Genomic DNA, 26,847 nt, shown 5'->3' on the forward strand with positions numbered 1-26,847 from the left:
TAAACCGGAGCATTTTTAGCTCCGGTTTCTTCTATGGCATTTAGCTATTCGTCCTTAAGCCCGCGGTTGATCAGCATCGGTTCAATGCTCGGCTCTTTGCCGCGCCAGTCGATGTACAGCTTCTCCAGATCCTGGCTGTTGCCGCGCGACAGGATCATGTCGCGGAAACGCTGGCCGTTTTCGGCGGTCAGGCCACCGTGCTCGGTGAACCACTGGAAGGCGTCGTCCGCCAGCATTTCCGTCCACAGATAGGCGTAGTAGCCCGCGGCGTAGCCGTTACCCCAGATGTGCTGGAAGTAGCTGGAACGGTAGCGCGGCGGCACATAGCTGAGATCCACCTTGTCTTTTTGCAGCGACTCGGCCTCGAACTTGTCCACGTCCTGCTGCGGCTGATCGGCGGTCAGCATGTGCCAGTGCATGTCCAGCAGCGCGGCGGACAGCAGCTCGGTCATGCTGTAGCCCTTGTTGAACTTGTCGGCCTTCTTGATCTTGTCGACCAGTTCCTGCGGCATCGCCTCGCCGGTCTGGTAGTGCTTGGCGAAGTGGCTGAACACTTTCGGATCGCTGACCCAGTGCTCGTTGAACTGCGACGGGAACTCGACGAAATCGCGCGCGGTGTTGGTGCCCGACAGGCTCGGGTATTCCTGATCGGCGAACATGCCGTGCAGCGCGTGGCCGAACTCGTGGAACATGGTGATCACGTCGTCATACGACAGCAGCGCCGGCTGCCCCGGCGCCGGTTTGGTGAAGTTGGCGACGTTGTAGATCACCGGCTTGGTGCCGTTGAGCTTCGACTGATCGACGAAGTTGCTCATCCAGGCGCCGCCGCCTTTGTTGTCGCGCTTGAAGTAGTCGGTGTAGAACAGCGCCAGCGATTTGCCGTCCTTGTCGAACACTTCATACACCTTGACGTCCGGCTGGTAGACCGGAATGTCCTTGCGTTCTTTGAAGCTGATGCCGTACAGCAGGTTGGCGGCGTAGAACACGCCGTTGTTCAGCACATTGTTCAGCTCGAAGTAAGGTTTGATCTGCGATTCGTCCAGATCGTACTTGGCCTTGCGCACCTGTTCAGCATAGAACTGCCAGTCCCAGGCCTGCACCTTGAAGTCGCCTTTCTGCTGATCGATCACCGCCTGAATGTCTTTGGCTTCACGCTCGGCGCGCGCGGTGGCCGCCGGCACGATGTTGCGCATAAAGCTCAGCGCGGCATCCGGCGTTTTGGCCATCTGGTTTTGCAGCTTCCAGGCGGCGTAGTTCGGGTAGCCCAGCAGTTTGGCCTGCTCGGCGCGCACCTTGGCCAGACGGGAAATGGTCTGGCGGGTATCGTTGCCGTCCCCCTTCTCCGCACGCGTCCAGGAGGCGTCGAACAGCGCTTTGCGGGTGTCGCGATCTTTCAGGCTCTGCAGCAGCGGCTGCTGGGTGGTGTTCTGCAGCACCAACAGCCACTGTTTCTCCAGCTTGCGCTCGGCGGCCGCCTGCGCTGCCGCGGCCAGCTCACCTTCGGACAGACCGTCCAGCTTCGCCGGGTCGGTTATCGCCAGCGCGCCGTTTTTGCTCGCCGCCAGCAGTTTGTTGGTGAACTGGGTGCTCAGCGTCGCCGCTTCCTGGTTCAGCGCCTTCAGCTTGGCCTTGTCGGCGTCCGACAGGTTGGCGCCCGCCAGCTCGAAGTTCTTATAGGTGACTTCCACCAGCCGACGCGACTCCGGATCCAGCTTCAGCGCATCGCGATCTTGATAGATGGCCTTGATGCGCGCGAACAGCTTGCCGTTGAGCATGATGTCGTCGTTCAGCGCCGCCAGCTTCGGCGAGGTTTCTTCATCCAGCTTCTGCAGCGCGTCGCTGGTGTTGGCCGAGGTCATGGCGCCAAACACGTTCATCACCCGCGTCAGCAGCGAACCGGCCTGCTCCAGCGCCACAAAGGTATTCTTGAAGTTGGGCTTGGCCGGGTTGTTGGCGATCTTCTCCACCTCTTCCCGCTTTTGCTTGATGCCCGCTTCGATCGCCGGCGCGTAGTCGCTTTCCTTGATCAGGTTGAACGGCGGCGCCTGGAACGGCAGGCGGCTTTGATAGAAGAACGGATTCTGAGTCTTTTGCTTGTCGTGCTGATTGGCTTCACCGGTCACGGTAGCCTCCTTCGCCTGGCCGCTGGGCAGCGCGCTATGGTCGGCGTGAGGTTGGGTTTCTGCTGCCTGTGCCTGCGAGCCCAGCGCCATGCCGATCGCCAGCACCAATGTGGATAAACGCATCAAATCGAAACTCCTCCATGTTCACGGAATAAGGTCTCGGGGAATGGCTCCCTCAGAGTCATCACCTAGCTTAGGCGCAGTTGGCAGTTTGAGCAAAAACAAGTGATTAGAAGTTAACCGCCTCGCCGACCGCGGCCAAACGCTTCTTTGACATCTTTATTTTTCATCATCGACACATAGTCACAAAAAGTAATCATTTGATGATTAATTAATTCAATACCATGATAAATAAAGAGGAATCATAAAATACCCTGTTGACTTATCAGGTTACCCAATGTAACTTGATGTAAATTTTGATTAATGGAGCTAATCAAATTGTATCTTATAACGCAAATAGTTCTTATTGTCATTTTCATCCTCATTATCAGTGCGATCTATAAAAACGCGAAGAAAAAAGGCGTGCGCGCGTACCACATCGTTATGCTGTTCTTGATATTTCCCCTTGCCGTATTTTTAGACTACTGCCTGCAGCGCCAGGCGATCCTTTTGGATACGGCCGCCCTTAAAACCACGGCCAGTTATGGTTTGCCGATGGCGATTATTTTTTCGCTTGTTTTATCTATCACCTCTCGCAAGAAGGAGTTTAAATGAGAGCCTTAACGGAAGTTGAATTGTCATGTATTAACGGATCTGACGGCAACGACTCTTATAATCCGACTTCGCTCATTGTCGGTAGCCTGAGCACAATAGCGAAATTACCCACCCCCGTATCCTTAGCTGTGGGCGTCGGGACGGAAATAGCTATTCAAGCCGCACCACACATGCCGGTTAACGTTGCTATTCCACAGGTTCCTATGGGCCCAACCTGGAATGGCAGTGGCGGTGGCCGCCCTTCACCTTCGTCTTCACTTTCAACACCGGATTCATCAAATTAAAAAAACAGTCTTATTATTCCTTGTGCAATAAGGCCGGGATTTAACTTACTCTGCACCAATAAAAATAACGATTAAAAAATGACAAAGCTCGCCATGCTTCACGAAAGCTTGATCCCTTTCGTCGCAAAAAAGACAGGTTCTCAATTACTCTGGCACAATGCATTAAGCCCTGCCGAACAAGACGAACTGAAAAAAGAGACCAGCTATCTCATCGAAGAAAATAATCGCCATGCTATTTTTGATGACGGTACGCCGCGCTTAAACGATGAAAAAGTCTTTTTCGCCGAACGTTATGGCGGCGGCGCTATTTCGCGCAACGGCGGCGGAGCACGCTGTGGCTTTGATGGGCGTTGGCAGGTTAAAGGTATTGGGGCTAATGCGTTAGTCGGTCAAGGGGCAAAGCATGTCGATGGCGAGTTGACGATGACCGGCGCAGTATTGGAGGCATTATGGGGGAACGTCATGGCCAAACTGCTGCCTTACGGTGCCGTGCCCAATAAGGCGATCTTGTTGACCGATAGCCCCTTAGCCGCCATCTCTCCTGAATCGGCGAGAAGTCCCCATAACCGCAAGGCGTTGCTGGTGCGTGAGCCCGTCGTGCGCCCTGCACATTTTTGCCGCGCACCCTACTATCATCCTCATGACGCAATGCAAAGGCAGCCTTCGGATATTCAGCGGGTCGAAAAGCTGATTGTCGCCGCACCGGCTTTTCTGCCTCGTCCCCCGGAGTTTGACGCCGCAAGCTGGTTGGCATTGCCCCAGGAAGAACAAGCATTCTACGGGCTCTGCGAGCTTGCCCGACGTCTCGCGACGCAGATCGCGTACTGCCGCACCCGGCATTTGGTGATGATGACCTCACCCTCCAATTGCGATATGGCCGGCAGGCTGCTGGACTTTCATGGTGTTCGCAGTGTTTTTCCCGCAGAACGTCGCGATCCCGGGCGCAGCTACATTCAACACAACAAGCTCAATGAAGACGCCCCTTTGTTGCTGAGAGGCTTGCAAGATCTCGCTTTTTATTTAGCCAAACATCAATTCGGCCCGGCATTTCTCGCGGCAGCGCACCAAGGCATCGGTGCGGCCTTCAACATGGCCTATAAACGAGCCTGCCTGCTGGATAATCTCGGTATGGCGGGTTTTGACCCTGCATTTTTACAACGCCTGCCTCTCACCGCCGAGTGGTTCGCCTTAGGCGAACGCTTGCAAAAAATGTTCGATTTGGCTCCCGGCGTCTTTACCCGTCGACAAGGTCTTGGCCTGGGGAATGCTCATCCGGCGATTGCCCTGTTGCACCGGCTCATCGACGCGCCCGTAAGGGTTCCCGCCGAACAACAGGGTACGACCGCGGAGGAGAGATTTTCTCTGGCGTTCCGTCGGTTATACGCGCAATACCTTCAGGAAACATCAGCAGCTCAAACCTCCGCCGGATTACAACTGGCGATGAAGCAGACCGTCACCAGAAGGTTGGGTTCCCGCACGTTCATGCGCCGTGAAGTGATTTTTCAAGAAATTGCCGGCTGGCGCGGCGAAGTCAGCGAGATCACCGAACAATTGCAAACCTATCTCGACCGTTTCGAGCGCCAGGCGATCAACGTATTACAATAACAACGCTGAGGATATTTCGTGAGTTTTATCAAAGAAAACCAGCAGGGTAAAAGTAGGTTCAGTCAATACGAGAGCCTGGGCTTCGCCGTTAACTGTATGTTGATGAATAAAAATTACAGTTTGTACCATATAAAAACGTTGCAGCTATGGACTCAGGAAGCGATTAATCAAAACCAATTTAAAATATTATTCGACCATTTGGATAACCCGATAGGGTATATAACTTGGGCCTACCTGAGAGATGATACGCTGAGTCGATTTATTAACGACCCGCAGTTTCTTCTCCATAACTCAGAATGGGATGAGGGCGGCACGCTGTGTATTTTAGATTTTTGCTGCAAGCCAGGCAGCGCGCATTTATGTTTGGAACACCTTAAAAGAGTTCACCCCATCGTAGAACGCCGCACGATTGTGTGGCGCTCCCGCCGAACGGGCAGACTGATGACTGTAAAAAATAAAGAAAAATAATTGTCAGGGATGAGGCAATGAGCAAACATCAATTACTGGATTCACAGGCAGGATTTTACTATGGCACCAAGATCGGCGATGACAAATCGAGCTATAATATCGCGGAATATGTCGAAATAAATCACACTCTCGATATCGCAAGAATGAAACGTGCTATTCATCGTGTCGTCAGCCAAACCCCTACGCTGCACGTTCTGTTTGATGAGGATAACGGCACGCCTTATCAATATCCCGTCACCGCCAATATCTCAGTGGAATGGGTAGATCTTTCGCAGAGCGCCAACGATATGGCCACCGCTATCGAATTAATGGAAGCGGATGCTAAGCGCCCCTTCTCGCTGAACGCGGCGCCGTTATTCAGACAAAAAATCATCAGGCTGGGTGAGAAACGCTTTCTGTGGTATTTCTGCAGCCACCATCTGCTGCTTGATGGTTACGGCACTTATTTGCTGATCCATCAAGTGGCGCAGGCCTACCGAGACCAGACACAACAACCGCAAGACGTACCGGCGATCGATGCCTTGCTCGGGGCTGAATCTGAGTATAAACAGTCAGCCGCCTATCAAGCAGACCGACATTTTTGGCAAGCGGCCAGCGCCTCACTGCCAGACCCGATGACATTAGCCTGCGCCAATATTCCCTCGGGACAGACCATCCGCCATGTGACGTCGTTGCCCTATCCTGCCGAGCGCCTTGCGCTGCAAACCGAACATCCTTCTTGGCTGGCGCGCACTTTTGTAGCGGTGATGGCGTATTTGTACTTATGTACCGGCGAGAAGCAGCAAACGATCGGCGTCCCTATGATGGCGCGAACAGACGCCCTGTCGAGGCAGGCGCTAACCTGCAAGACCAACGTTGTTCCTTTGACTCTCGATATTGAGGACACCGCCTCATGCCGACAGTTGGCGCAAACCATTGAACACGCGCTCAAGCAACTCAAGAAACATCAAGCGTTTCGTTACGAAGAGATAAAAAGTCTGAGGAGCGTCGCCAGCCGCTCGCCGTTGTTCAACATCGTGGTCAATATCATTCCCTTTGAAGCGGCAGCCTCATTCTCTCCCGCTCAGCGTAGTGAAATTCGTAACTTACGCTCAGGAGGCGCGCAGGATCTGGTATTCAACATGCGTCCCGATCTCGATAACCAAACGCTGCGGCTGGAGATCGATGCCGACTCAGGGCTTTACGATGCGGCCAGTCTGGTGCGGCACAGCCAGGGGATACAGACCTTGTGCACCTTGCTGTACGACGATCCGGAAAATCTTTCCGTCGCGGCATTGCGACAACGTTTCCCGCTCTCGCTGCTGGGTAAAACAGCCAACGACAACGTGGTCGATATCATGCAGCGTATCGATCGTGCCGTCGTTCAAGCGCCGCAACGCACGGCGATCCTCACGCCTGAACACGCTTCGTCATCGCTTAGAACGCTGTCTTATGCCGTTTTGCAGCAGCAGTGGCGTGCGCTGGCCGATGTCCTGGCTCCCGTTCGCGCCGCACATACCGTACTGTTGCTCGACTTGCCGCAAGGGCCGGAGGCCATCATCTGCATGCTTGCTGCGTTGCAATTGAAAATGCCCTTCGTCAACCTGAATGCCAAAGGGGATGGAGCGGCTTACCGTCAACTGCTTGAACAGTTTAGCGACGCTATCCTGATTACCGATCGCACGCGTCCCTCCGTTCATTCCGAGCCTGGCGCATTGGCGCATTGGCGCGCATCGACACTCAATATGCCGACGGATTTCGCACACTTCACCGTGTTTCGCCGGCAAACATCGACTGAGGCGCCGGCGTTCCCGGTCGGAACCAGCTATATCATGTTTACCTCCGGTTCGACGGGAATGCCTAAAGGCGTGATAGGCGCCCGACATGCTCTCAACGTTTTTGTCGATGCGGCGATAAAATGCTATGGCATTCAACCGCACGAACGCGTGTTGCAATTTGCGCCCTTGCATTTCGATGCCTGCATCGAAGAAATTTTCATGACGCTGGGGGCCGGCGCCCACCTGTGTATCGCCCCCGAGACCGTCAAGCACAGCTTTGCCGCTTTCTTCACATTCTGCGACGATCATCAAATCAGCCTGTTGGATCTGCCGACCGCCTACTTTAATGAAATGCTGTTCGCCTCCGGCGGTGAACAGACGCTACCGCCGGCCGTCACTACCGTTATCATCGGCGGCGAAAGCCTTTCACCGCGAGCCAAAGAACGCTGGTTCGCGCACTACCCCAAAGGCAGGAAGTTATTCAACTCCTACGGCCCAACCGAAACAACCGTGGTGGCGACGGCCGCAGAAATCAAAAACGATGGCGCCGCCGTGACGATAGGCACACCGCTGGATGGTATATACACGGCGATCGTCGGCGAGGATCTCAGGCCGTTGCCGCTCGGCTGCAGCGGCGAATTACTGATAGCCGGAGCGACCGTCGGCCTGGGATATTGGCATCAGCCAACGCTGAGCGCGGAAAAGTTCGTCACCCTTGAGGCCAACGGCCATCTCATGCCCGCCTTTCGTACCGGCGATATCGCCTGCCAGCGCCAAGATGGGCAGTTGGTGTTCCTTGGCCGCAAAATTCGTGAAGCGAAAATCGCCGGGCAGCGCGTCAATATGGGTGAGATAGAAAGCTGTCTGGCCCGCTTGCCCTCCATTGTCGAGATTGCCGTACTGGCCAAAAGCGGCGACGCGGGAACGGAACTGTACGCGCATTATCACAGCCGGCAGCCGCTCAGTGAGGCAATGCGCCGCACACTGTACGGCGAACTGCCCAATGCCCATATTCCTCAGCGCTTCGTGCATCATCCAACGCCGCTGGTCAAACTGGCTAACGGCAAGATTGATTATCGCACCCTGGAGAGACAATCCCGGATGCCTGAACCCACACGGGAGTTGCGTTCGACGACATTCAACACCCTGGTGCATGAAGTTTGGCTGGCGACGCTGGGCAGTGACGATGGCGACTTCTTCACGCTCGGCGGCGAGTCCCTGCAGGCCATAAAAATCATTAACGTGCTTAACGCCCACTGTCGGTTGGATCTGAACCTGAGCGACATTCTTGAACATCCAAGACTCGCCGATTTCTGCCGACACCTGACGCAGTTGGCCCATGCACGCTATGGTCTGGATCCGCAGCATCTGGACATCCGTTGCGCTATCGGCCGCTGTCTATCAACCGAGGCGCCGACCAGCAGCAGGCTGCTTATTCAATCTCCCGAAGGCACAGATGAACGGCTTTTGTTGGCCGCCCTCGCCGACAAACGCGGTGTGGACATTCTGTCACCGCAGGCGCTGCCGTTACCTGCTGAATGGTCGCTGAACGCGGCCATATTCAACGTACCGAACGAAGCCACTCAATATGCCAGTTGGCTTGATGCACTTTCGGCCCTGCTGCACACCCTGCCCGGCCGAGTTAACCACATGATCTTTATGCATGATACGGCCGGCGGAGCCAGACTCACGCAAGGCCTGCTACGCGATTTACGGCATGAGCGACTACTGTTGCTGCATAAAGTCGATGCGCGCCGCCAAGCCGTCGACGCCGGCGTTACAGAGTTGATAGCCCTCTCTGCGCGGCTGGGTTATTTCCCGCACATTCGGTTCGATACGGCCAATGAGCGATTGAACGGCTGCGTACTGAGGATCTTCGGTTTCGATGATGGGGAGAATATCGACCATCGCGCCGCCTTCACAATGGCGCAGCGGAGAAACCCGGGAGTGCAGTTGTGTAGCTTAGCGCATTGGCTGAATTTGATTTCCGCCCACAGCGACAAACGCCCGAATAAAAGCGGTCGAACAGCGAAAACTATCGACGTCAACATGGAAGGAGCGCACTGATGAGCGTCATCGGCTTGATCAATCTGATGGAAATGGCGAAACAGGGAGCAAAATTCGGCGAGCTGTCGCCTCGACGCCAAACCATCGAGCATGTTGACGCCGCCGCACTCAGTGCGGTGCAGGAAGACATCACCGCATTTTTATCTGTCTGTACGCCGGACAATTCAGAGCGGCACACCGGGGAGAAGCCTTGTTACACCGTCAATCACTACGCGGGGCAATACCTGTGGCTGTATGAAAACTTCACCAAGAACAGCCCGCTGTATAACATTCCGATCGCTAAAGAGATCCTGGGGCCCTTTGAACCCGAGCGTTTGCTCGCCGCGTTGAAAAAACTGCTCAAGCGGCACGGTGCGCTTTGCGGCCGCTACCGGCTAGACGGTGAAGCCATCACCGTTGACATCGTGCATCCTGATGAAACCATTTTCGAACACAGCCTCGAGGACATCAGCAGGCTGAACAGTGAAGAGCAGCAAGAAAATATGCTGGCGGCGCTTAACGCCCAGTGTACGATTCCGTTTGACCTCGCGGCTGAGTATCCCCTGCGCTGCCGGATCTTGAGAAAGAGCGCGCAGCACCACTATCTGTTCTTGACCTTCCACCATTGCGTGGTCGACGGCTGGACGGCCAATTTGCTGGTGGATGAACTGAGCCGTGACTATCAAGCGTACGAAGAGCATTGGCATTATGACAACGGCCAGGCGTTTTTCCGCTATCTTGAAGACCCTTTCCTCGCCGTCGCCAATGTCGATGACAGCATGGCGTTTTGGCGCGATGAACTGGATGGTGCGCCGGAAAAACACGCGCTTGAATACGATATCGCCATCACCGCGGCAGGCAAAACACAGAATATCGTCAGAACATCGCTGACGAACGAACTGCAGTCGGCCCTGGCCCAGTTAGCCAAACATAACGGTACGACGCTGTTTACGCTGTTGCACTCCGCCTTCGCGTTACTGATTGCCAGAGAATCGGCGACGGATCGCGTGGTCATCGGTAGCCCGATCGCCAACAGGAACGAGCCGACGTTAAACGACGCCGTTGGCAGCTTCGTCAACACGATCGCTCACCAATTTATCATCACTGGCGACGACAGTTTCACCGCGCTGCTGCAAAAGAACGCGAATAAATTTGCGCGCGCTTTCAAACATCAGGGATTGCCCTTCTCTTATCTGGTTGAACAACTCAAGCCCACGCGCGGCAAGTTCCACCCCATTTTTCAAATCATGTTCGTCTGCCAACATCGCAAAAGCAACGAGCTAAATCTTGGCGGCGCGCAGGTTAACACCCTGCCAAGACGCTATGCGCCGCCCAAGTTTGATCTGGTTCTGGAAGTGATTTCCGGCGCAGAAGGCATTCAGTTGGAGTGGCAATACAACGCCAAGCTGTTTACGCCGGAGCGTATTAACGGATTGGCGCAAGCTTACGCATTGCTGTTGCAGCAAATTGCCTGCGATCCTTCGCGGGCCGTCGACCACTATTCGCTGGCGCCAATGGCCGATAACCGGCAATTGCGGCAGCTCTCCGTCGGGCAGGCGATGCCGGTATGCTTGCGGCAACCTCTTTCCGATCGGCTGTTACGCGCTGCCCACCAGCATGGGGATCGCCCGGCGTTGTTCGAGGGAGATCAGGTGTGGCATTACGATCGGCTATTGCGGCACGCCGGCCTCGTGGCGCATTGGCTGAACGCCCATACCGCCCCAGGCGCGCTCATCGCCATCGATCTTCCACGCGGCGCTCATCAAGCTATTGCGGCGCTCGGCGTGATCCTCGCCGGACGCGCCTACTTGCCGTTGGCCGAAGGATTACCGGATGCCCGCGTAGCGGCCATTATGCGAATATCGGGTTGCGCCTGGGTTGTGAGCAATCGGGCTCACCATCGCGCCCGCTATCCGCAGACAACCCGCGTTCAGGATCTGGAGGCGCTGTTTTCTCCCCCTGTCACAGGCACAGCAACCTTCCCACCAGGCGAAGCGGAAGCACTCGCCTATGTCATTTATACATCGGGGACGACAGGCACGCCAAAAGGCGTGGCGATGGAACACGGCGCCGTCACCAATACCTTGCTGACCATGAATCAACTGTTTAACGTTTCACATCGTGACAACGTATTGGCGCTCGCCGACCTGGCCTTCGATTTATCTGTCTATGACCTGTTCGGCAGTTGGCTAGCCGGCGCATCGGTAACCGTGTTATCGCCGCACGACGCTAAAGAGCCGTCAGCATGGCTACATGCGATACGCCAGCGGAAAATCAGCATCTGGAACTCGGTTCCCGCCATCTTGCAAATGCTGGTGCAATACTGCGCGCAAGAAAACATCCTGTCGCTGCCTCAACTGCGGCATATCTGGCTGAGCGGCGATCGTATCTCTCCGCGGCTGATCGCCGAAGCACATCGGCTTTGCCCCAACGCCACCATCACCAGCCTTGGCGGTGCCACCGAAGGGGCAATATGGTCAATTTATCATCCGCTTACACGAGATACGCACTACAGAAACGCTATCCCCTATGGAACCGCATTGCCGAATCAAAGCATGTGGGTGTTGAATGAAAAACTCGAGCCGTGCGGTTTCGGCGTTACCGGCGACATTTATATCGGTGGCGTTGGCGTTGCCCGCGAGTATTGGCGCGATAGGCAAACCACCGCCGGCAGCTTTGTTCTTCTCCCAACCACCGGAGAACGCGTGTACCGCACCGGCGATCGTGGCCGTTGGCATCGCAGCGGTTACATCGAATTTCTCGGCCGCGAAGACCAACAGGTGAAACTGCAGGGTTTTCGCGTCGAATTGGGTGACGTCGAATTCGCGCTCAAAAGCAGCGAACTGGTCGCTGAAGCGTGCGTCGTCTGTCGCGATGAAACCAGGAACGGCACACCGTATCTGGAAGCCTATTTCACATTGACCGAGGCGGGGAAAGCCAGCGTCCAGGCGGAGCAAAGAATACGCGAGCAGGTTACGGCCGCATTGCCCGCGTATATGGCGCCATCCCACTATCATCTTATTGAACGTTTCCCGCTTTCACGCAACGGCAAATTGGATCGCACCTTGCTATCGCCAGGCACCGAACGGAGTCAGGCCAGCGAGGTTGTTCCCGCCGCGTCCGCGGAACTCATGCTGCTACGTGAGTTGTTGGCGGATACGTTAGGCTGTGCTCCAGACAAGATCGACCCCTATGCCAGCTTCTTCAGCAATGGCGGCAGCTCGCTTTCCGGCATCACGTTTTTGGGTAACATCAAGCGTGCCCTTAATGTGGAATTAACCCTGGCGGAAATCCTTGGTTACTCACAGCTCGATAAACTTGCCGAGCGTCTGCGCGATAACGCGCCCTTGCCGTTATCGATATTGTCCGGCACAGCCCATCGCCCCTCTCTGCCCACCTTGTATTTGGTGCATGGTGCCGGTGGCCAGGTGCATCAATATGCAAAGTGGACAAAACAACTTTCCTCCTGCGCCAACATCATCACCATCGCCAGCCCGGGGTTGGCCGCGCCAGGCGCAGACGACACACTCACCCTGCAGCGATTGGCCGCCTCCCATTTGGCGGCCATACCGCGTGCCAAACGCGACACTGCCGTTATCGCCGGCTGGTCATTGGGCGGCCAATTAGCTGTCCATATGGCGGCGCAGGCCACGGAACAAGGCGCGCCCTTTGCGCATGCGGTGCTTATCGACAGCGGTTTGCCCGCCCAGCAACCCTCAGTGAATCGAGGTTTCAGCGTGGCGCAAAGTTACCTCAGTCTGTTCGACTCTCTCGGTATTGCGCGTCATTTGTGTCGGCATCAAGAAACGAATGCGATAGACAGCTTCGCCAACGAGATAAAAATGCACTATGCGCTGAATCAGAGCGTGCTTGCGGAGAAGATCACGCTGGAACATGCCGAAGCCTTTTGTTGGGCGCTGAAAAAATCCTTTGATCTGACGAACAACGCCGGCCCTCTGCCACAGATAGCGATACCGCTGACGCTTTGGCTCAGCCAGCAACGTCAGCGTAAACACCCCAATCTTGCACAACGCTGGGAGAAGCAATCCTCTCATGACGTTCAACTCAATTATTGTGCAGAAACGCATTACAGCATTTTAAACAACGCTCAACTTCTTCGAGCGCTGACGCGGATGCTGCGCGCGTTGTCCGCATCATTGGAATAACGCGAGAAGATACCCCTGGCCATTCAAACCTATCGAGGCACTGATGAAATTACCCAGCAGTTGGATTTTTTTGTTCTGCTTTTACTACACATTCATGGATATTTTTTATTCGTTATTTTTTTCCGAAGACAGGAGGTTTACCAGCACAATCATTCAATCCTTTATCTTTTCAACCTTGCTAGTGGCATTTTTCTGGTATCGGAAAACTGCAAAAACCAAAAACCAATAATATAAGGAAGTCGTTATGAGAGAACTTACGATTAATGAAGTGAGCTTTATCGCAGCCGCTGGGGATTTCAGCTATGCGGAACTGGGCGGGGCCGTCGCTGCCGGCGCGGTTGGTGGAGCGATGACCGGCGCCATGGCTGGCGGTGTCGGTGCCGGCCCAGGCGCTGTTGCCGGTGCCGTTATCGGTGGTGCCGCCTATACCGCTGGCAAAATGGTGGAATCCATGTTGGGTGGCAATAAACAAACATCGACGAACAATCCTGCCGACAGTAACTAATACAGGAAGATTCGTGTTCATCATATGAAAAAGTCACTTATTGTATTGTTCGCCATTTTAATTGGGCTTGTTGCTGGCACGATTGCGGATTATTTCACCCTCAATCGCTTCTTGAAATACGCCCTTATCGCCGTTGCCGTTATCGGCACGCATAAATTGCTCAATAGCGATCGCGGGCAGCGCTCGGCATGATAAACGTGGCTTATTTGAAAATTTAATGATTAAGGAGCAAATATGCGCAATCTTACCTCTGAAGAATGTTCAATCATTTCCGGTGCAGGAGATCGCAGCGGTACATTGACGGTTTCCGCGGAAACTGTCGGCGCAGCGATCGGCGGTGGCATCGGCTCTATCGGTGGCGTGGCGGGCGGCGTTGTCGGCACCATTGTCGGCGGTGCTGTCGGTAACTACGTCACCGGCGATCGTGCCCCCGGCTCTGTTGGCCCATCAGGCATTCCCTGGGGCGGGAGCAACGGCGGCGGTACCATGTGGGGGAACAACAACAATACCGATTCGAACTGATCGGGGCCCTGCAAGCCACACGGCTGACCTCCCCGGTTAACGTTGGCTTCAGCGCCTAAAGCGTCATTTCATGCCAGGGTTATCGTTATGATAACCCTTTTTGTCATGGGCCCACCACAGGGGGAGCAACGCGGTTGGCGTAGCGAAAATGTCGAGATGAAGAAGTCAGGTGAAGCGAAGCTGACGTTACCCGAGTTGAATGACTCTATCCGCAGAGGCAATCGTCGATGGACGGTGCGCAATAATCACGCGGGTAATGTTCAGTTGTGAAATAGCGCGGTTAATATGTGTTTCATTATCGAGATCCAGGTGGCTGGTCGCCTCGTCCATAAACAGAATGCTGGGGCGACGATAGAGCGCACGGGCTATCAATAAACGCTGTTTCTGTCCGCCAGAAAGGCTTCCCCCCAATTCGCCGATCAATGTTTCGTAGCCCATTGGCATGTTTTGAATATCATCATGCATATTGCAACGCCGTGCGCACGCCTCAATACGTTTCAGATCCATTTCGGCGTCAAATCCTGAAATATTTTCAGCGATAGATCCCGCCAGCAGCTTGTCATCCTGCAGCACGCAAGCGATACATTGGCGATAATTATTAACGCCAATGTTGCTGATATCCATACCATCGACCAGCACGGCCCCTTCATCCGGCGACAGCAACCCACACATTAACTTCATCAATGTGGTTTTACCCACGCCGGAGGGGCCGACAATCGCCACGCTTTCTCCCGCAGCAATGCTGAGATTCAAATCCGTGATAATGGGTTTCGCCAAACGATCATACTGGTAGCGCAGATTCCGCACCTGAAGCTCTGCGGCGTTGCCTTTTGTGAAGAGCTGACGCGCGGGCATTTGCGGTTCCGGTGACGAAAGCACAATGTCCGCCACCCTTTCATTGTGCAAGCTTAACATTCGCAGCTGAAGCATCATGTCGATCAAGCTGCTGGCACGCTCCGAGAACTGCCCACGGTAGGCGTTAAACGCGATAAACATGCCGATCGTCATTTGATTGTCTATGACCAATGCCGCGCCGAGCCAAAGGATGATCACCTGATCGCAGGTGGCAATAAACGCCCCCAAACCGCCAAACATCATGTTTAACTTGGTCAGCTTGATACCCGCATTGATCGTTTCTACGTTTAGATTCAGCCAATACTGTGAACGGGTTTCAGATAACCCCAACGCCTTTAACGTACTGATGCTATATAACGTCTCCATGAAATGAGACCCGGCCCGCGCGCCCTTCACCAACTGCTCTTCCGACAGCTGCCGATAATGTTGATAAGTCGATAGCCTGAGAATGACGTATATCGCCGTAAAGCCGAGCACCACCCAAACTAACCAGCCGCCATAGAGCAGCATCATGACAAAGACCCCGACAGACATGATGCCATCAATAATGCTGCTGACGATGCTGGTAGTGAAAGTCGCTCTTATCGTATCCAATGAGCCGAAACGGGATTGAATATCACCCAACTTGCGCTTCTCAAAGAAGGAAAGCGGCAATTTCATCAGATGATCAAACACTCCCGCCTTCCATTGCACGTCTATCAACGCGCCCATGACGATAGAGATCCACGAGCGCAACATGGATACGCCGGTGCGGAATAAAATAAAGAACAGCAATCCTATACAAATCAGCGCTAAAAGATCATGATCGCCGGCCAAAATCACATGGTCCATGACCAACTGCGTACCAACGGGCAACAGCAGATTAACCGCTTCAATCACGATCGACAGACAGAAGATCTTTAGCAAGGCTCCCTTAAGGCCGCGCACATTGCTCATCAGCTTACGAAAGCGCAATCTGCTTTGCTGTTTGATCGGCTGAAATTCACTGTCTGGCCATAGCTCAAGCGCTACGCCGGTAAAATGCCGCGACAGTTCATGCAACTCCAGCACTTTACGGCCAAAGGCAGGATCATGGATCACCGCCCGCCCTCGGCTGACACTGACAAGCACCACGAAATGCTTCATGTCCCAGTGCAGAATACAGGGCATTTTCAACGCTTTAAGCTCATCGATATTCAGCGATAACGCTCTGGATTGCAGCTTGAGTGCGCTCGCGATGTCAATCAACGCGGAAAGCGTCGCCCCGCGTGAAGAAAAGCCGTAGCGGCTGCGCAGATTAAACAGATCGATTTGCAAACCATGGTAATGGCATACCATCGCTAAACTGGCCAGCCCGCATTCCGAGGCTTCGGTTTGCAGGATCTGCGGCACTTTGCGGCGCAGCGACAAATTGAGTTTGCCCTTTAGCGCGTCTAAATAAGATTCAGTCATTGATTGGCCCCATCAGGCTGTTTTTCATATCGTAGAAAGGTGAGAACATCCATTGATATAGAGGCCTTTCTTCCAGAAACAGCGTGGATTGAGCCCGCATGCCGTTAGTGAGCTGCAACGCTTTGCCCTGGTAACTGATATGCGTTTTATCCAGGGAAACGGTCACCTTGTAAAAAGATGCCGTTTGCGCGCTGGGTTGATGCACGGGAGAACTGCTGTAAGTTGACATTTCTTGAATGGAGGCCGGTACATAAGCGATGCTTTCTATTCTGCCGGGAAACTGACCGAACTTCTCATAAGGGAAAGCGTCATAGCGAATGTTAATGCCGTCCCCCGCTGAAACATAAGGCACACTGGTGTTCGGCAACCATAAAACTAGCTGATAAATCGCGCCATTACGTGGAATAATCTGTACCAAGCTGTCACCGCTATTGACCATCTGACCCGGCGTAACGCTGAGAGACTCAATGCGGCCATCGCTTGGGGCATTCACGATCAATGCGCCGCTGGCATCGGCTTCCGCTAACTGCCGTTGCAAATCATTGCGCTGAAACTGGTACTGCGAAATTTGGTTATCGAAATCTGCCGCGCGCGTAACGATGTCACTTTCCAAATTCGTAATTTGCAACGACTCCTGAATGTGTTGACTATGCAGGTTTTGGAACAGACTTTGTTGTTGATAAAATGAATAGGTTTGCCCGCTAAGCTGATCTTTGGTAATCAGACCGCGTTGCTGATATTCCTTATAGGAACGCATGTTGTCCTGAGCAAATGCCACCCCCTCTCGTGCATTATCCAACAGCTGTTTGGACTGCATATGCGCCAATTCATACTGTTTTTTTTGCGCGCGTAGATTTTCCAGCGTCATACGCTTGTTGTCTTGCAACTTTAGAATGATGCTGTCGACATGTTTTAACTGGTTTTCAAGCGCCAGGCGCGTATTGGCGCTCACTTTCCCGTTATCCGTCACTCGGCTGACATCAATCTGATAAAGACGCTGGCCTTTTTTAACCACATCCCCCACTTCGACGAAGCGTTCCGAGATAAAACCCTGTTGGGGCGCAAACACGTTGACTGAGCGGGGGAAGGTGGTGATTTCACCATAAACATTAATGCGGCGTGTATAATGACTGAATATAAGAAAAGAGAGGAAAACAAGAATAAATAAAAACGATAAAAGACCAAAGCACCAGGCAGGCAAGCCGTTTATCAATAAAGCCTTACCCGCCCATTTCGCCCGCTGATGATCCGTGGCTTCCTGTCGAAACAAATCACGCATGACATCCCTTTCCAGAAATAAAATTCAAGCCAGCCTTGGCTCGTAAAATGCGGAAGCATATTGAAAAACAGCAGCAGAGATTAAAACAGGCCTGTTGTTTTTAATTAGCGATATCGTAAAGATAATTATTCTCATTATGATATCGGGCGTTCCGAAGAAATGCAATGTTTTTTACGCACTTACCCAGCCACATAGCCGTATATCACTATGCATATCGATAAAAAACCAATAAAGAGCCTCCTAATCAAATAACGCTATTCATTCTATCTCTCGCCATATGTAATATGCAGCGGCGTGACCGCCGGATCGAGCAGCAATGTGGATAAACGCATCAAATCGAAACGCCTCCATGTTCACGGAATAAGGTCTCGGGGAATGGCTCCCTCTGAGTCACCTCCTAGCTTAGGGCAGTTGGCAGTTTGAGCAAAAACAAGTGATTAGACGTGAGCCGCCTCGCCGACCTGCTGTATCAGAAAGGTCAGCAGCGCGTGCGTTTTGGCCGGCAGATAACGGCGGCCGGGGTAAACGGCATACAGCTGCAGCGGCGCCGGCGGCAACGTCAGCGGCACCTCAACCAATCGCCCGTCGGCCAGAAACGGCCGGCAGCCGAGCTCGGAAAGCATGGCGAACCCCACGCCGGCCAAGGCCGCCTTCAGCGCCATCTCCCCGCTGTTGACGCGATAGCGCGCATTGACCGGGACGGTAACGAACTTGCCGTCCGGGCGGACGAACTGCCATGGCATCCCCTTCAGCGCATCCACCGTGCTGATACAGGGCGATTGCGTGAATTGCTCAATCTCCGACGACGGCGGCCACTGCGCCAGCAGCGCCGGGGCGGCCACCACGATGCAGGGGAAAGACGCCAGCGGCTGCGCGACATAGTCGCTGTCGTCCAGCATGCCCCGGCTGATCATCACCGCCAGATCGACATCGTCGAGCAGCGACGTCATACCCGCCAGGTTGGTCACGCAGCTGATTTCGATCTGCGGATGCTGCAGGGCGAACGCCGCCAGCGGCTCGCCCAACAGGTATGGCCCAACTTCATTGGGCACGCACAGGCGCAGCGGCCCGCGCAGCTGTTGCTGCCGCTCGCTGAGGGTTTGCGCGGTGTGTTCCAGCGACGCCAGCAGCGGCTGGGTGCGTTCATGCAGCAACTGGCCGTTCGGCGTCAGCCGCATCGAGCGGGTGCTGCGTTCGATCAACCGCTGCTCAAGCTGGCGCTCCAACTGAGAGATATAGCGGCTGACGTTGGAGGTTGGCATCGCCAGCGCCCGCGCCGCCCCGACGAAGCTGCCTTGCTCCACCACCGCCACGAAAATGCGTAACAGGTTTAAATCCAATTTATCGCGCATGATTATCCCTGATTTGATAACAAACCATGCCATTTCTACCATCTAATCCCGATCAACGCCAAGCGCTACACTGCCGGCCTGACTCTGCAACCCATGGATGCTTATGACACCCGCGAGAAAGCTGACGGCGATAGCGCTGGTCATCGCCTTTATTCAGTTCACCAATGCCCTGGAATACATGGTATTCAACCCGATATTCATCTACATGGCCGGCGATTTTTCCGTGCCCGTCAGCTTCGCCGGCTATGTCAGCGCGGCCTATACGCTGGCGGCGGTGATTTCCGGCATCGGCGCATTTTTCTGGATCGGCGGCGTTGAGAAGCGGCACTTTCTGATGCTCAACGTCACGCTGCTGGGCGTGACCACCTTATTGATCGCCACAACCCAGCAGTTTTACTGGTTGTTGGCGCTGCGGCTGCTGGCCGGGCTGTTGGGCGGCACTACGATGGGCGTCGGGATCGGCCTGCTGCTCAACGCCGCGCCTGCCGCGCTGCACGGCCGAATGCTGGCGACGGTGATCGCGTCCTTTTCGTTGGTGAGCATTGTCGGCATGCCGGGCATGCTGTACCTGTGCGAAGTGGCAAGCTGGCGCGCCGCGCTGGCGGCTATCGGCGGGCTGTGTCTGCTGGCGGCCGTATTGGTGGCGCTGTTTGTTCCCAAGGATGCGCCGCAGCCACAGGCTGCCGCGCCCGTCACGCTCGATCGCCGGCTGTTGCTGTTCGCCTCCGCCGCCGGCCTGACACAGTTCAGCCCGATGCTGCTGATCCCGGTGCTGGCGCCGCTGCTCACCCAGCGGCTACAGGTGGCAAACGCGCATTTGTCCTGGCTGTTTCTCATCGGCGGCGTGGCCGGCTATCTGGCGACCGTGCTGGCGGGCCGCTGGCTGCAACGCGTTGGCGCCGTGACGCTGACGGTGGGCGCCACGCTGTTGCTGCTGGGCAGCCTGTGGCTGGCGGCGCGCGGTGGCGATCGCGGTGAACTGTTCATGGTCGCGTTTCTCGCGGCGGCCTATGCGCGGCTGGTGGCGATCTCTTCCCTGAGCATGCGCTGGCCGGACAATCGGCAACGCGCCGCCTTCGGCACGCTGCAAACCGCCCTGATACACCTGAGCGCCACGGTGGCCTTCTTGCTCTCCTCCACGCTGCTGAGCGGCGGCCTCACCCCGCTCAGTTTGCAACGTCTGTTATGGCTGTGTGCGCTGAGCGCCATCGCCGTCGCGCCGCTCAGCGTTTGGCTGCAGGCGCGGCTGCGTCAGCGCGACGCCTCATAAACCACCTTACCATTCACATAGGTGCGATAAATGTTACGATCGTCTCCCAGGGTCATCAGTACGAACCCTTGCTCCGCAGACGTGGCGCTGTTGGCGTAGCGCAGCTGCTGCAGCGGCGTGACCGCCGGATCGAGCACCACGAAATCCGCCTCTTTGCCGACGTTGAAGTTGCCGATTTTGTCGTCCAGCGCCAGCGCGCGGGCGCCGCCCAGGGTGGCATGATAGAACGCTTCTACGGCGGAGAGCCGGTAATGCTGCAGCTGGCCGACCTTGTACGCCTCGCCTAACGTGCGCAGCATATTGAAGGTGGTGCCGGCCCCCACGTCGGTGCCGATGCCGAGCTTCACCCGCTTGCGCCAGGCCTGCTGCAGGTCAAACAGCCCGCTGCCGAGAAACAGGTTGGAGGTGGGACAAAAGGCGATTGCCGAGCGGGTCTCGCACAGGCAGTCCCACTCCTGCTCCTCCAGATGCAGGCAATGGGCGAATACGCTTTTATCGCCGGTCATGCCGTAGCGGTGGTAAACATCCAGATAGCTGCGGTGCTGCGGGAACAGCGCTTTTACCCAGGCCACTTCCTGCGGGTTCTCGCTCAGGTGCGTCTGCAGCCAAACGTCGGGATATTCTTCACGCAGCCGCTGCACCTGCGCCAGCAGCGCCGGCGTACTGGTGGGCGCAAAGCGCGGCGTAATGGCGTAACCGAGGCGGCCTTTGCCGTGCCAACGTTCGATCAGTTCGCGCGTCTGGCGGTAACTCTGCGCCGGCGTTTCCAGCAGCGCCTCCGGCGCATGGCGATCCATCATCACCTTGCCGGCGATCAGGCGCATGTTCATCGCTGCCGCCTGGCTGAACAGCGCATCGACCGACCGCGGATGCACGGTGCCGAACACCAGCGCGGTGGTGGTGCCGTTGCTCAGCAACTCCCGCAGAAAGAAGGCCGACATCGCGTCGGCGTGCTGCTCACAGTCGTAACGGCTTTCGGTCGGGAAGGTGTAATTGTTTAACCAGTCCAGCAGTTGATCGCCATAGGCGCCAATCATTTCGGTTTGCGGATAGTGGATGTGGGTGTCGATAAACCCCGGCACGATCAGTTTGTCGCGATACTCCGTGACCGTGAAACCCGGCGGCAGCAGCGCCTCGCCCTGCCGCCAGCTGCCGAACCAGACGATGACGCCGTCGTTCAGCAGCAGTAAACCGTCGGGAATATGCCGCAAGCGTTCCTCAAGCTGTTGCGGCGCCTCTACACAGGCTGAGATATCAAAAAAATTGCCACGAATAGCCGTGGTGAATTGCAGTGCCATTATTTTCTTCCTTGTCGCGACCGGCCCACCTCACCCGCGTAATAACCTGCGCCGATGAAACAATGCCTTTGTCGCCCAAACGCCAAGACCGGCTTAAGCATAGCAAGCCGCGTGCCAGCTGACGGCGTAAAATACATTATCCCTTAAAGAACAAAGTGATATTAATTAACCAAGGGGAGTTGACCGGCAAAAAAGAATAAAGCAAACGTCGCGCTTCGCCGGCAGATCAATAGCAACCGTTTGCCTGCCAAAATAACACCGCGCCGCTGCACCTTGAATGGGCAAGCGAATATCTTCACGGCGTACGGCTTATTTTCAACACCGCGCCTGGGGGTTGAATCTCGGCCTGAGGACAACGACCAAACTTGAAACGATAACTATTCTCAATTATCATCCGCGCATCTTTTTGACCAGCAATGCGAAAATCATGTCCGCCACCGCTTCTGCCCCGCACGCCGCGCTGTCGCGCCTCTACGCCACCCATCACGCCTGGTTGCAGGGATGGCTGCGCCGGCGCTTGGGCTGCGCGTTCGATGCGGACGATGTGGCGCAGGACACCTTTATGCGCCTGCTGAAAGGCGACGCCGCGGCGACCCTGCGCGAGCCGAAAGATTTTCTGGTCACCGTCGCCAAGCGGGTGATGGTCGATCTGTTCCGCCGCAGAACGCTGGAGCGCGCCTATCTGGAGATGCTGGCGCTGATCCCGGAAGGCTACGTCCCGTCGCCGGAGCAGCGCCAGAGCCTGCTGGACAGCCTGCAGCAGATCGACGCCATGCTCGACGGCCTGGGGCCGAAGGTAAAACAGGCCTTTCTGTTGTCGCAGCTCGAAGGCCTGGGCTATGCGGACATCGCCGCGCGCCTCAGCGTTTCGGTCAGCTCGGTTAAAAAATACATGGCCAAAGCCACCGAGCATTGCCTGCTGTTCAGCCTCGAAAACGACGTTTATTCATGAGCAACGCCATCACCCCCGAGCAGCGCCAGGCGCTGAAAATGGCCGCACACTGGTATGCCCTGCTGTGCGACGAGCGCGTCACCGAACGCCAGCGCCAACAGTGGCAAGCCTGGCACCAGCAGCATGACGATCACCGCTGGGCCTGGCAGCGCGTCGAAGCGTTGCAGAGCCAGCTGCAGGGCGTGCCGGGCAAATTCAGCTATCGCGCGCTCGATCGCGCCGGCCGCCAATCCGCGATCGACCGCCGCACCCTGCTGAAAAGCCTGCTGCTGTTGCTCGGCGTGGGCGGCGGCGGCCTCCTTTACCAGTCGCCGCTCGGCCGGGAGCTGCGCGCCGACTACCGCACCGCCACCGGTGAAATCAAACCCATTGTGTTAAGCGACGGCACCCAGCTGGTGCTGAACACCGCCAGCGCGGTGGACGTGCATTACGACGATCGCCAACGGCTGATCCGCCTGCACGCCGGGGAAATCAGCCTGGTTACCGGACGCGATCCCCGGCCGCTGTGGGTGCAAAGCCCGCAGGGGGCGATGCGCGCGCTCGGCACCCGTTTTTTGGTGCGCGAGAGCGACGGCGAAACGCACCTGACAGTGCTGGAGCATGCGGTCGAGGCGCAGCTGGCGCAAAACGCGCAACAACAGCGCCGGGTGAACGCCGGTGAACAGATCAGCTTCAGCGCGACGGCCTTCGGCGACAAACACCCCGCCGTGCAGGAGGACGGCTGGCTGCGCGGCGTGCTGAGCGTCAGCCAGTGGCGGCTGGACCGGGTGATCGCCGAACTGGCGCGCTACCGGCGCGGCCACCTGAGTTGCGATCCGGCCGTTGCCGGCCTGCGCGTCAGCGGCAGTTTCCCGCTCAACGATACCGATCGCGCCCTCGCCCTGCTCAGCCAGACGCTGCCGGTTCGCCTGCAGAGCTTTACCCGCTATTGGCTGCAAATCGTCCCCGCCTGAATTTTTTAAATGAAAATGATAAAAAATCGCATTCTTGATTGTCCCTTTTGCTTTGCTCATCCGACTCCCAGGAAAACACTGCAGCAATAAATAAAAAATGATTCAGGAGAAGGTATGAACAACGCTTGGGGAAAGGGAGCGCCGGCTTCGCTTTGGGTAAAACGGGCCACGCCGCTGGCCGTGGCCATTGGCCTGGTCTTCGCCGCACCGCTGACGGCGAGCGCCGCCAGCGCCGCTGCCACCTATCACATTCCGGCCGGTGAGCTGGACGGCGCGCTGAACGCTTTCGCCGCTCGCGCCGGCATCGCGCTCTCGGTGGACGGCGCGTTGACCGCCGGCAAACGTTCGCCGGGCCTGAGCGGCAGCTACGGCGTCGATGACGGCCTGAACGCCCTGCTGGCCGGCAGCGGCCTGCAGGCTAAAGCGCTCGGCAATAACGGCTACACGCTGGCCAAACTGCCGCAGCCGCAGAAGGAAGAGGACATCACCGTGGTCGGCGACTGGCTGGCGGAAGGCCGCCAGATCGACGTGTTCGAACACCCCGGCGCGCGCGACGTCGTGCGCCGCGAAGAGTTCGTCAAAACCGGCACCACCACCGTGCGCGAAGCGTTGAACCGCGTGCCGGGCGTGGTGGCGCCGGAGAACAACGGCACCGGCAGCCATGACATGGCGCTGAACTTCGGCATTCGCGGCCTCAACCCGCGCCTCGCCAGCCGCTCCACCGTGCTGATGGACGGCATCCCGGTGCCCTTCGCCCCTTACGGCCAGCCGCAGCTGTCGCTGGCGCCAATCTCGCTCGGCAATATGGATGCGATCGACGTGGTGCGCGGCGGCGGCGCGGTGCGCTACGGGCCACAGAGCGTCGGCGGCGTGGTTAACTTCGTCACCCGCGCCATCCCGAAAACCTTCGGCATGGCGGCCGGCATGCAGGGGCAGCTCAGCCCGACCTCGCGCCAGGATCACCCGAAAGGCACCGGCAACCTGATGATCGGCGGCACCGCCGACAACGGCTTCGGCGCGGCGCTGCTCTACTCCGGCACCCGCGGCAGCGACTGGCGCGAGCACAGTGCGACCAAAATCGACGACGTGATGCTGAAAAGCCGTTACGCGCCGAACGAGGTGCACACCTTCAACAGCCTGCTGCAATACTACGAAGGCGAAGCGGAGATGCCGGGCGGCCTGAGCCGGGCGGACTACAACGCCAACCCGTTCCAGTCGACGCGCCCGTACGACAAGTTCTGGGGCCGCCGCCAGTTGGCGAACTTCGGCTACCAGTATCAGCCGGATCGGCAGCACAAGTTCGACGTGCAGAGCTTCTACACCTATACCCTGCGCAGCGGCTATCTGGATCAGGGTAAAAACCTGACGCTGTCGCCGCGCGAATACTGGGTGCGCGGCGTGGAACCGCGCTACAGCCAGAGCTTCCGCTGGGGCGACTCGGCGCATGAGGTCGGCGTCGGTTATCGCTACGTCAGCGAATCCACCCACGAACTGCGCTACACCAGCAAAGCCAGTACCGGCAGGCTGCCGTCCACCGCCAGCCCGTACGATCGCGACACCCAGTCCGGTACCGAGGCGCACGCCTTCTATATCGACGATCGGATCGACATCGGCGACTGGACCCTCACGCCGGGCATGCGCTACGAGTACATCAAGTCGTATCAGAACAACTACATCAAGAACAACCGCCTCGACGTCAGCTATAACGCGCCGCTGCCGGCGTTGAACGTGATGTATCACCTGAACGAATACTGGAACCTGTACGCCAACACCGAAGGCTCCTTCGGCACCGTGCAGTACAGCCAGATGGGCAAAGCGGTCGACAGCGGCAAGATTGAACCGGAGAAAGCGCGCACCTGGGAGCTGGGCACCCGCTACGCCGGCGATGCGTTGACCGGCGAGATCGGGCTGTTCCTGATCAACTTCAACAACCAGTACGACTCCAACCAGGTGACCGACAGCGTGACCGCGCGCGGCAAAACCCGCCATGCCGGGCTGGAAGGCAGCCTGCGTTACGATCTGTCGCAGCTGACGCCGAAACTGGACGACCTGACCGCCTACGCCAGCTACGCCTACGTCAACGCCACCATCCGTGAAGACGGCGGCTACAAGGGCAACCAGGTGCCGTTCTCGCCGAAGCATAAAGGCACGATGGGGCTGGACTACACGCCGGGCAACTGGGCGTTTAATCTTAACGGCGAGTTCCAGTCCAGCCAGTTCGCCGACAACGCCAACACCGTGGCGGAAAGCGCCGACGGCAGCACCGGCCGCATTCCCGGCTATATGCTGTGGGGCGTGCGCGCCGCCTATGATTTCGGCCCGGAAATGGCCGGCCTGAATCTGGGCGTCGGCGTGAAAAACCTGTTCAACCACGCGTATTTCACCCGCGCCTATGACGACAACAACAAGGGTCTGTACATCGGCCAGCCGCGCACGATTTATCTGCAAGGTTCGGTGAAGTTCTGATCCTCAACGGCGGGCGCGGTTAACCGTGCCCGCCGTCTTTCCCATCAACGTGACGACGTCACATAAAGCCGTTCCTCCGCGCCGCCGCAGCGGCGAAAAATAAGTCGCTTCTGCCGCCAATGCGCGTAATATCAACGATCCGCCCCGATTTACCGGCGCGGATTTTTTGCCGTTATGGCCTGAAAAGCGAGGGAATAAGATGAATCACAATGACCTTTCTCAGTGCCGCGTTGACACCGACCGTTTGTTGATTGCCCCCTTTACCGCAACAGACGCCGACGATGTTTACCAGGCGATCACCCCCACTCTGACGCGCTTTATGACCTTTGAACCGGAGGCGTCGCCGGAGGATTTCGCCAACGTCTGGCAAGGCTGGCTGCCGTTGATGCGCGAAGGTGAAGAAGTGATCTTCGTCGCCCGTCGGCGCGAAGACCGGCAGTTCGTCGGGGTCGGCGGCGCGCATAATTTGCGCAGCCACACCCCGGAGCTGGGCATCTGGGTAAAAGAGAGCCTGCATGGTCAGGGCTACGGCCGCGAAATCGTGCAGGGCATCGCGCGCTGGGCCAGCGAGCGCTTTCAGCCGCCGCACTTTCTCTACCCGGTGGCCGAGCAGAATACCGCCAGCCGCCGCCTCGTCGAGTCGCTGGGCGGCGTGCTGGCCGGCCGTTGCGAGCGCATCAAGTATGACGCCGTGGTCTACCACCTGCCGCCTCAGCGCTAATCAGCATCGGGCCGCCGGCCCGGTGTGACCTTTTTTGCTTTCCGCCGTGATAACCGCTGCCACTGCCTGCGGGTTTGTGC

General features: G+C 56.7%; 19 protein-coding genes. 14 read left to right on the top strand and 5 right to left on the bottom strand.

What is annotated here, in order from left to right; all coding sequences use genetic code 11:
- Positions 1–44: 44 nt before the first annotated feature.
- Complete coding sequence (gene dcp, locus ACJ8KE_RS06625; protein WP_028128196.1) at positions 45–2,246, bottom strand: peptidyl-dipeptidase Dcp; 2,202 nt, start codon at positions 2,244–2,246, stop codon at positions 45–47.
- Between the two features lie 315 nt (positions 2,247–2,561).
- On the opposite strand from dcp, the gene ACJ8KE_RS06630 reads away from it, so the two are divergent.
- The 9 genes from ACJ8KE_RS06630 to ACJ8KE_RS06670 all read left to right on the top strand — a co-directional run bounded on the left by ACJ8KE_RS06630 (position 2,562) and on the right by ACJ8KE_RS06670 (position 14,190).
- Entirely contained in the window at positions 2,562–2,837 is a 276-nt protein-coding gene (locus ACJ8KE_RS06630) for a hypothetical protein (RefSeq protein WP_305178938.1), read from the top strand.
- Positions 2,834–3,121 carry an E492 group microcin gene (locus ACJ8KE_RS06635; protein WP_125460888.1) on the top strand — a complete coding sequence of 96 codons (288 nt, stop codon included), beginning with the start codon at positions 2,834–2,836 and terminating at the stop codon, positions 3,119–3,121. The genes ACJ8KE_RS06630 and ACJ8KE_RS06635 overlap by 4 nt, the downstream gene beginning before the upstream one ends.
- 78 nt (positions 3,122–3,199) lie before the next feature.
- Positions 3,200–4,726, top strand: a complete 1,527-nt coding sequence (locus ACJ8KE_RS06640; protein ID WP_016927843.1) for a hypothetical protein — start codon at positions 3,200–3,202, stop codon at positions 4,724–4,726.
- Between the two features lie 18 nt (positions 4,727–4,744).
- The gene (locus tag ACJ8KE_RS06645; RefSeq protein ID WP_282676739.1) at positions 4,745–5,194 is read left to right on the top strand and encodes a toxin-activating lysine-acyltransferase; all 450 of its coding nucleotides are present in this window, start codon (positions 4,745–4,747) and stop codon (positions 5,192–5,194) included.
- Positions 5,195–5,211: 17 nt separating this feature from the next.
- Positions 5,212–9,018: an AMP-binding protein gene (locus tag ACJ8KE_RS06650; RefSeq protein ID WP_282676738.1), complete on the top strand. Its 3,807-nt coding sequence runs from the start codon at positions 5,212–5,214 to the stop codon at positions 9,016–9,018.
- A complete protein-coding gene (locus ACJ8KE_RS06655) occupies positions 9,018–13,163 on the top strand; it encodes a non-ribosomal peptide synthetase (RefSeq protein WP_116403846.1) in 4,146 nt (1,381 codons plus the stop codon). The genes ACJ8KE_RS06650 and ACJ8KE_RS06655 overlap by 1 nt, the downstream gene beginning before the upstream one ends.
- Before the next feature lie 244 nt (positions 13,164–13,407).
- On the top strand, positions 13,408–13,668 hold the full coding sequence (locus tag ACJ8KE_RS06660; protein WP_282676736.1) for a hypothetical protein: 261 nt from the start codon (positions 13,408–13,410) through the stop codon (positions 13,666–13,668).
- A 24-nt stretch (positions 13,669–13,692) separates the two neighbouring features.
- Positions 13,693–13,860 carry a hypothetical protein gene (locus ACJ8KE_RS06665; protein WP_016927849.1) on the top strand — a complete coding sequence of 56 codons (168 nt, stop codon included), beginning with the start codon at positions 13,693–13,695 and terminating at the stop codon, positions 13,858–13,860.
- Between the two features lie 42 nt (positions 13,861–13,902).
- The gene (locus ACJ8KE_RS06670) at positions 13,903–14,190 is read left to right on the top strand and encodes a hypothetical protein (RefSeq protein WP_025302730.1); all 288 of its coding nucleotides are present in this window, start codon (positions 13,903–13,905) and stop codon (positions 14,188–14,190) included.
- A gap of 186 nt (positions 14,191–14,376) precedes the next feature.
- Here the strand turns inward: ACJ8KE_RS06670 and ACJ8KE_RS06675 are convergent, their stop codons facing one another.
- The 3 genes from ACJ8KE_RS06675 to ACJ8KE_RS06685 form a co-directional block, all read right to left on the bottom strand.
- Positions 14,377–16,476, bottom strand: a complete 2,100-nt coding sequence (locus ACJ8KE_RS06675) for a peptidase domain-containing ABC transporter (RefSeq protein ID WP_016927850.1) — start codon at positions 16,474–16,476, stop codon at positions 14,377–14,379.
- On the bottom strand, positions 16,469–17,755 hold the full coding sequence (locus ACJ8KE_RS06680) for an HlyD family secretion protein (protein WP_016927851.1): 1,287 nt from the start codon (positions 17,753–17,755) through the stop codon (positions 16,469–16,471). The genes ACJ8KE_RS06675 and ACJ8KE_RS06680 overlap by 8 nt, the downstream gene beginning before the upstream one ends.
- Before the next feature lie 437 nt (positions 17,756–18,192).
- Entirely contained in the window at positions 18,193–19,107 is a 915-nt protein-coding gene (locus ACJ8KE_RS06685; protein ID WP_097102117.1) for a LysR family transcriptional regulator, read from the bottom strand.
- A gap of 103 nt (positions 19,108–19,210) precedes the next feature.
- Between ACJ8KE_RS06685 and ACJ8KE_RS06690 the strand changes: the two genes are divergently transcribed.
- Positions 19,211–20,377 carry an MFS transporter gene (locus ACJ8KE_RS06690; protein WP_097102119.1) on the top strand — a complete coding sequence of 389 codons (1,167 nt, stop codon included), beginning with the start codon at positions 19,211–19,213 and terminating at the stop codon, positions 20,375–20,377.
- Here the strand turns inward: ACJ8KE_RS06690 and guaD are convergent.
- Positions 20,359–21,675 (bottom strand): guanine deaminase, encoded by a 1,317-nt coding sequence (gene guaD, locus ACJ8KE_RS06695; RefSeq protein ID WP_123867601.1) that lies wholly within the window; start codon positions 21,673–21,675, stop codon positions 20,359–20,361. The genes ACJ8KE_RS06690 and guaD overlap by 19 nt on opposite strands.
- A 427-nt stretch (positions 21,676–22,102) precedes the next feature.
- Between guaD and fecI the strand changes: the two genes are divergently transcribed.
- The 4 genes from fecI to ACJ8KE_RS06715 all read left to right on the top strand — a co-directional run bounded on the left by fecI (position 22,103) and on the right by ACJ8KE_RS06715 (position 26,767).
- Entirely contained in the window at positions 22,103–22,627 is a 525-nt protein-coding gene (gene fecI, locus ACJ8KE_RS06700; protein WP_442517175.1) for a ferric citrate uptake sigma factor FecI, read from the top strand.
- Positions 22,624–23,580, top strand: a complete 957-nt coding sequence (fecR, locus tag ACJ8KE_RS06705; RefSeq protein ID WP_097102123.1) for a ferric citrate uptake sigma factor regulator FecR — start codon at positions 22,624–22,626, stop codon at positions 23,578–23,580. Before fecI ends, fecR begins: the two co-directional genes overlap by 4 nt.
- A gap of 114 nt (positions 23,581–23,694) precedes the next feature.
- On the top strand, positions 23,695–26,046 hold the full coding sequence (gene fecA, locus ACJ8KE_RS06710) for a TonB-dependent Fe(3+) dicitrate receptor FecA (RefSeq protein ID WP_442517176.1): 2,352 nt from the start codon (positions 23,695–23,697) through the stop codon (positions 26,044–26,046).
- Between the two features lie 199 nt (positions 26,047–26,245).
- The gene (locus ACJ8KE_RS06715) at positions 26,246–26,767 is read left to right on the top strand and encodes a GNAT family N-acetyltransferase (RefSeq protein WP_432409738.1); all 522 of its coding nucleotides are present in this window, start codon (positions 26,246–26,248) and stop codon (positions 26,765–26,767) included.
- Positions 26,768–26,847: the final 80 nt, after the last annotated feature.

Source organism: Serratia sp. CY56464, assembly GCF_052168435.1.
Taxonomy (GTDB): Bacteria; Pseudomonadota; Gammaproteobacteria; order Enterobacterales; family Enterobacteriaceae; genus Serratia; species Serratia marcescens.

What these genes read in the sequence shown, in the direction of transcription:
- fecA (WP_442517176.1), top strand. Translation starts at nt 23,695, where the DNA reads ATGAACAACGCTTGGGGAAAGGGAGCGCCGGCTTCGCTTTGGGTAAAA.
- ACJ8KE_RS06665 (WP_016927849.1), top strand. Translation starts at nt 13,693, where the DNA reads ATGAAAAAGTCACTTATTGTATTGTTCGCCATTTTAATTGGGCTTGTT.
- guaD (WP_123867601.1), bottom strand. Translation starts at nt 21,675, where the DNA reads ATGGCACTGCAATTCACCACGGCTATTCGTGGCAATTTTTTTGATATC.
- ACJ8KE_RS06635 (WP_125460888.1), top strand. Translation starts at nt 2,834, where the DNA reads ATGAGAGCCTTAACGGAAGTTGAATTGTCATGTATTAACGGATCTGAC.
- ACJ8KE_RS06640 (WP_016927843.1), top strand. Translation starts at nt 3,200, where the DNA reads ATGACAAAGCTCGCCATGCTTCACGAAAGCTTGATCCCTTTCGTCGCA.
- ACJ8KE_RS06675 (WP_016927850.1), bottom strand. Translation starts at nt 16,476, where the DNA reads ATGACTGAATCTTATTTAGACGCGCTAAAGGGCAAACTCAATTTGTCG.
- dcp (WP_028128196.1), bottom strand. Translation starts at nt 2,246, where the DNA reads ATGCGTTTATCCACATTGGTGCTGGCGATCGGCATGGCGCTGGGCTCG.
- ACJ8KE_RS06660 (WP_282676736.1), top strand. Translation starts at nt 13,408, where the DNA reads ATGAGAGAACTTACGATTAATGAAGTGAGCTTTATCGCAGCCGCTGGG.
- ACJ8KE_RS06670 (WP_025302730.1), top strand. Translation starts at nt 13,903, where the DNA reads ATGCGCAATCTTACCTCTGAAGAATGTTCAATCATTTCCGGTGCAGGA.
- ACJ8KE_RS06715 (WP_432409738.1), top strand. Translation starts at nt 26,246, where the DNA reads ATGAATCACAATGACCTTTCTCAGTGCCGCGTTGACACCGACCGTTTG.
- fecR (WP_097102123.1), top strand. Translation starts at nt 22,624, where the DNA reads ATGAGCAACGCCATCACCCCCGAGCAGCGCCAGGCGCTGAAAATGGCC.
- ACJ8KE_RS06685 (WP_097102117.1), bottom strand. Translation starts at nt 19,107, where the DNA reads ATGCGCGATAAATTGGATTTAAACCTGTTACGCATTTTCGTGGCGGTG.
- ACJ8KE_RS06650 (WP_282676738.1), top strand. Translation starts at nt 5,212, where the DNA reads ATGAGCAAACATCAATTACTGGATTCACAGGCAGGATTTTACTATGGC.
- fecI (WP_442517175.1), top strand. Translation starts at nt 22,103, where the DNA reads ATGTCCGCCACCGCTTCTGCCCCGCACGCCGCGCTGTCGCGCCTCTAC.
- ACJ8KE_RS06690 (WP_097102119.1), top strand. Translation starts at nt 19,211, where the DNA reads ATGACACCCGCGAGAAAGCTGACGGCGATAGCGCTGGTCATCGCCTTT.
- ACJ8KE_RS06680 (WP_016927851.1), bottom strand. Translation starts at nt 17,755, where the DNA reads ATGCGTGATTTGTTTCGACAGGAAGCCACGGATCATCAGCGGGCGAAA.
- ACJ8KE_RS06655 (WP_116403846.1), top strand. Translation starts at nt 9,018, where the DNA reads ATGAGCGTCATCGGCTTGATCAATCTGATGGAAATGGCGAAACAGGGA.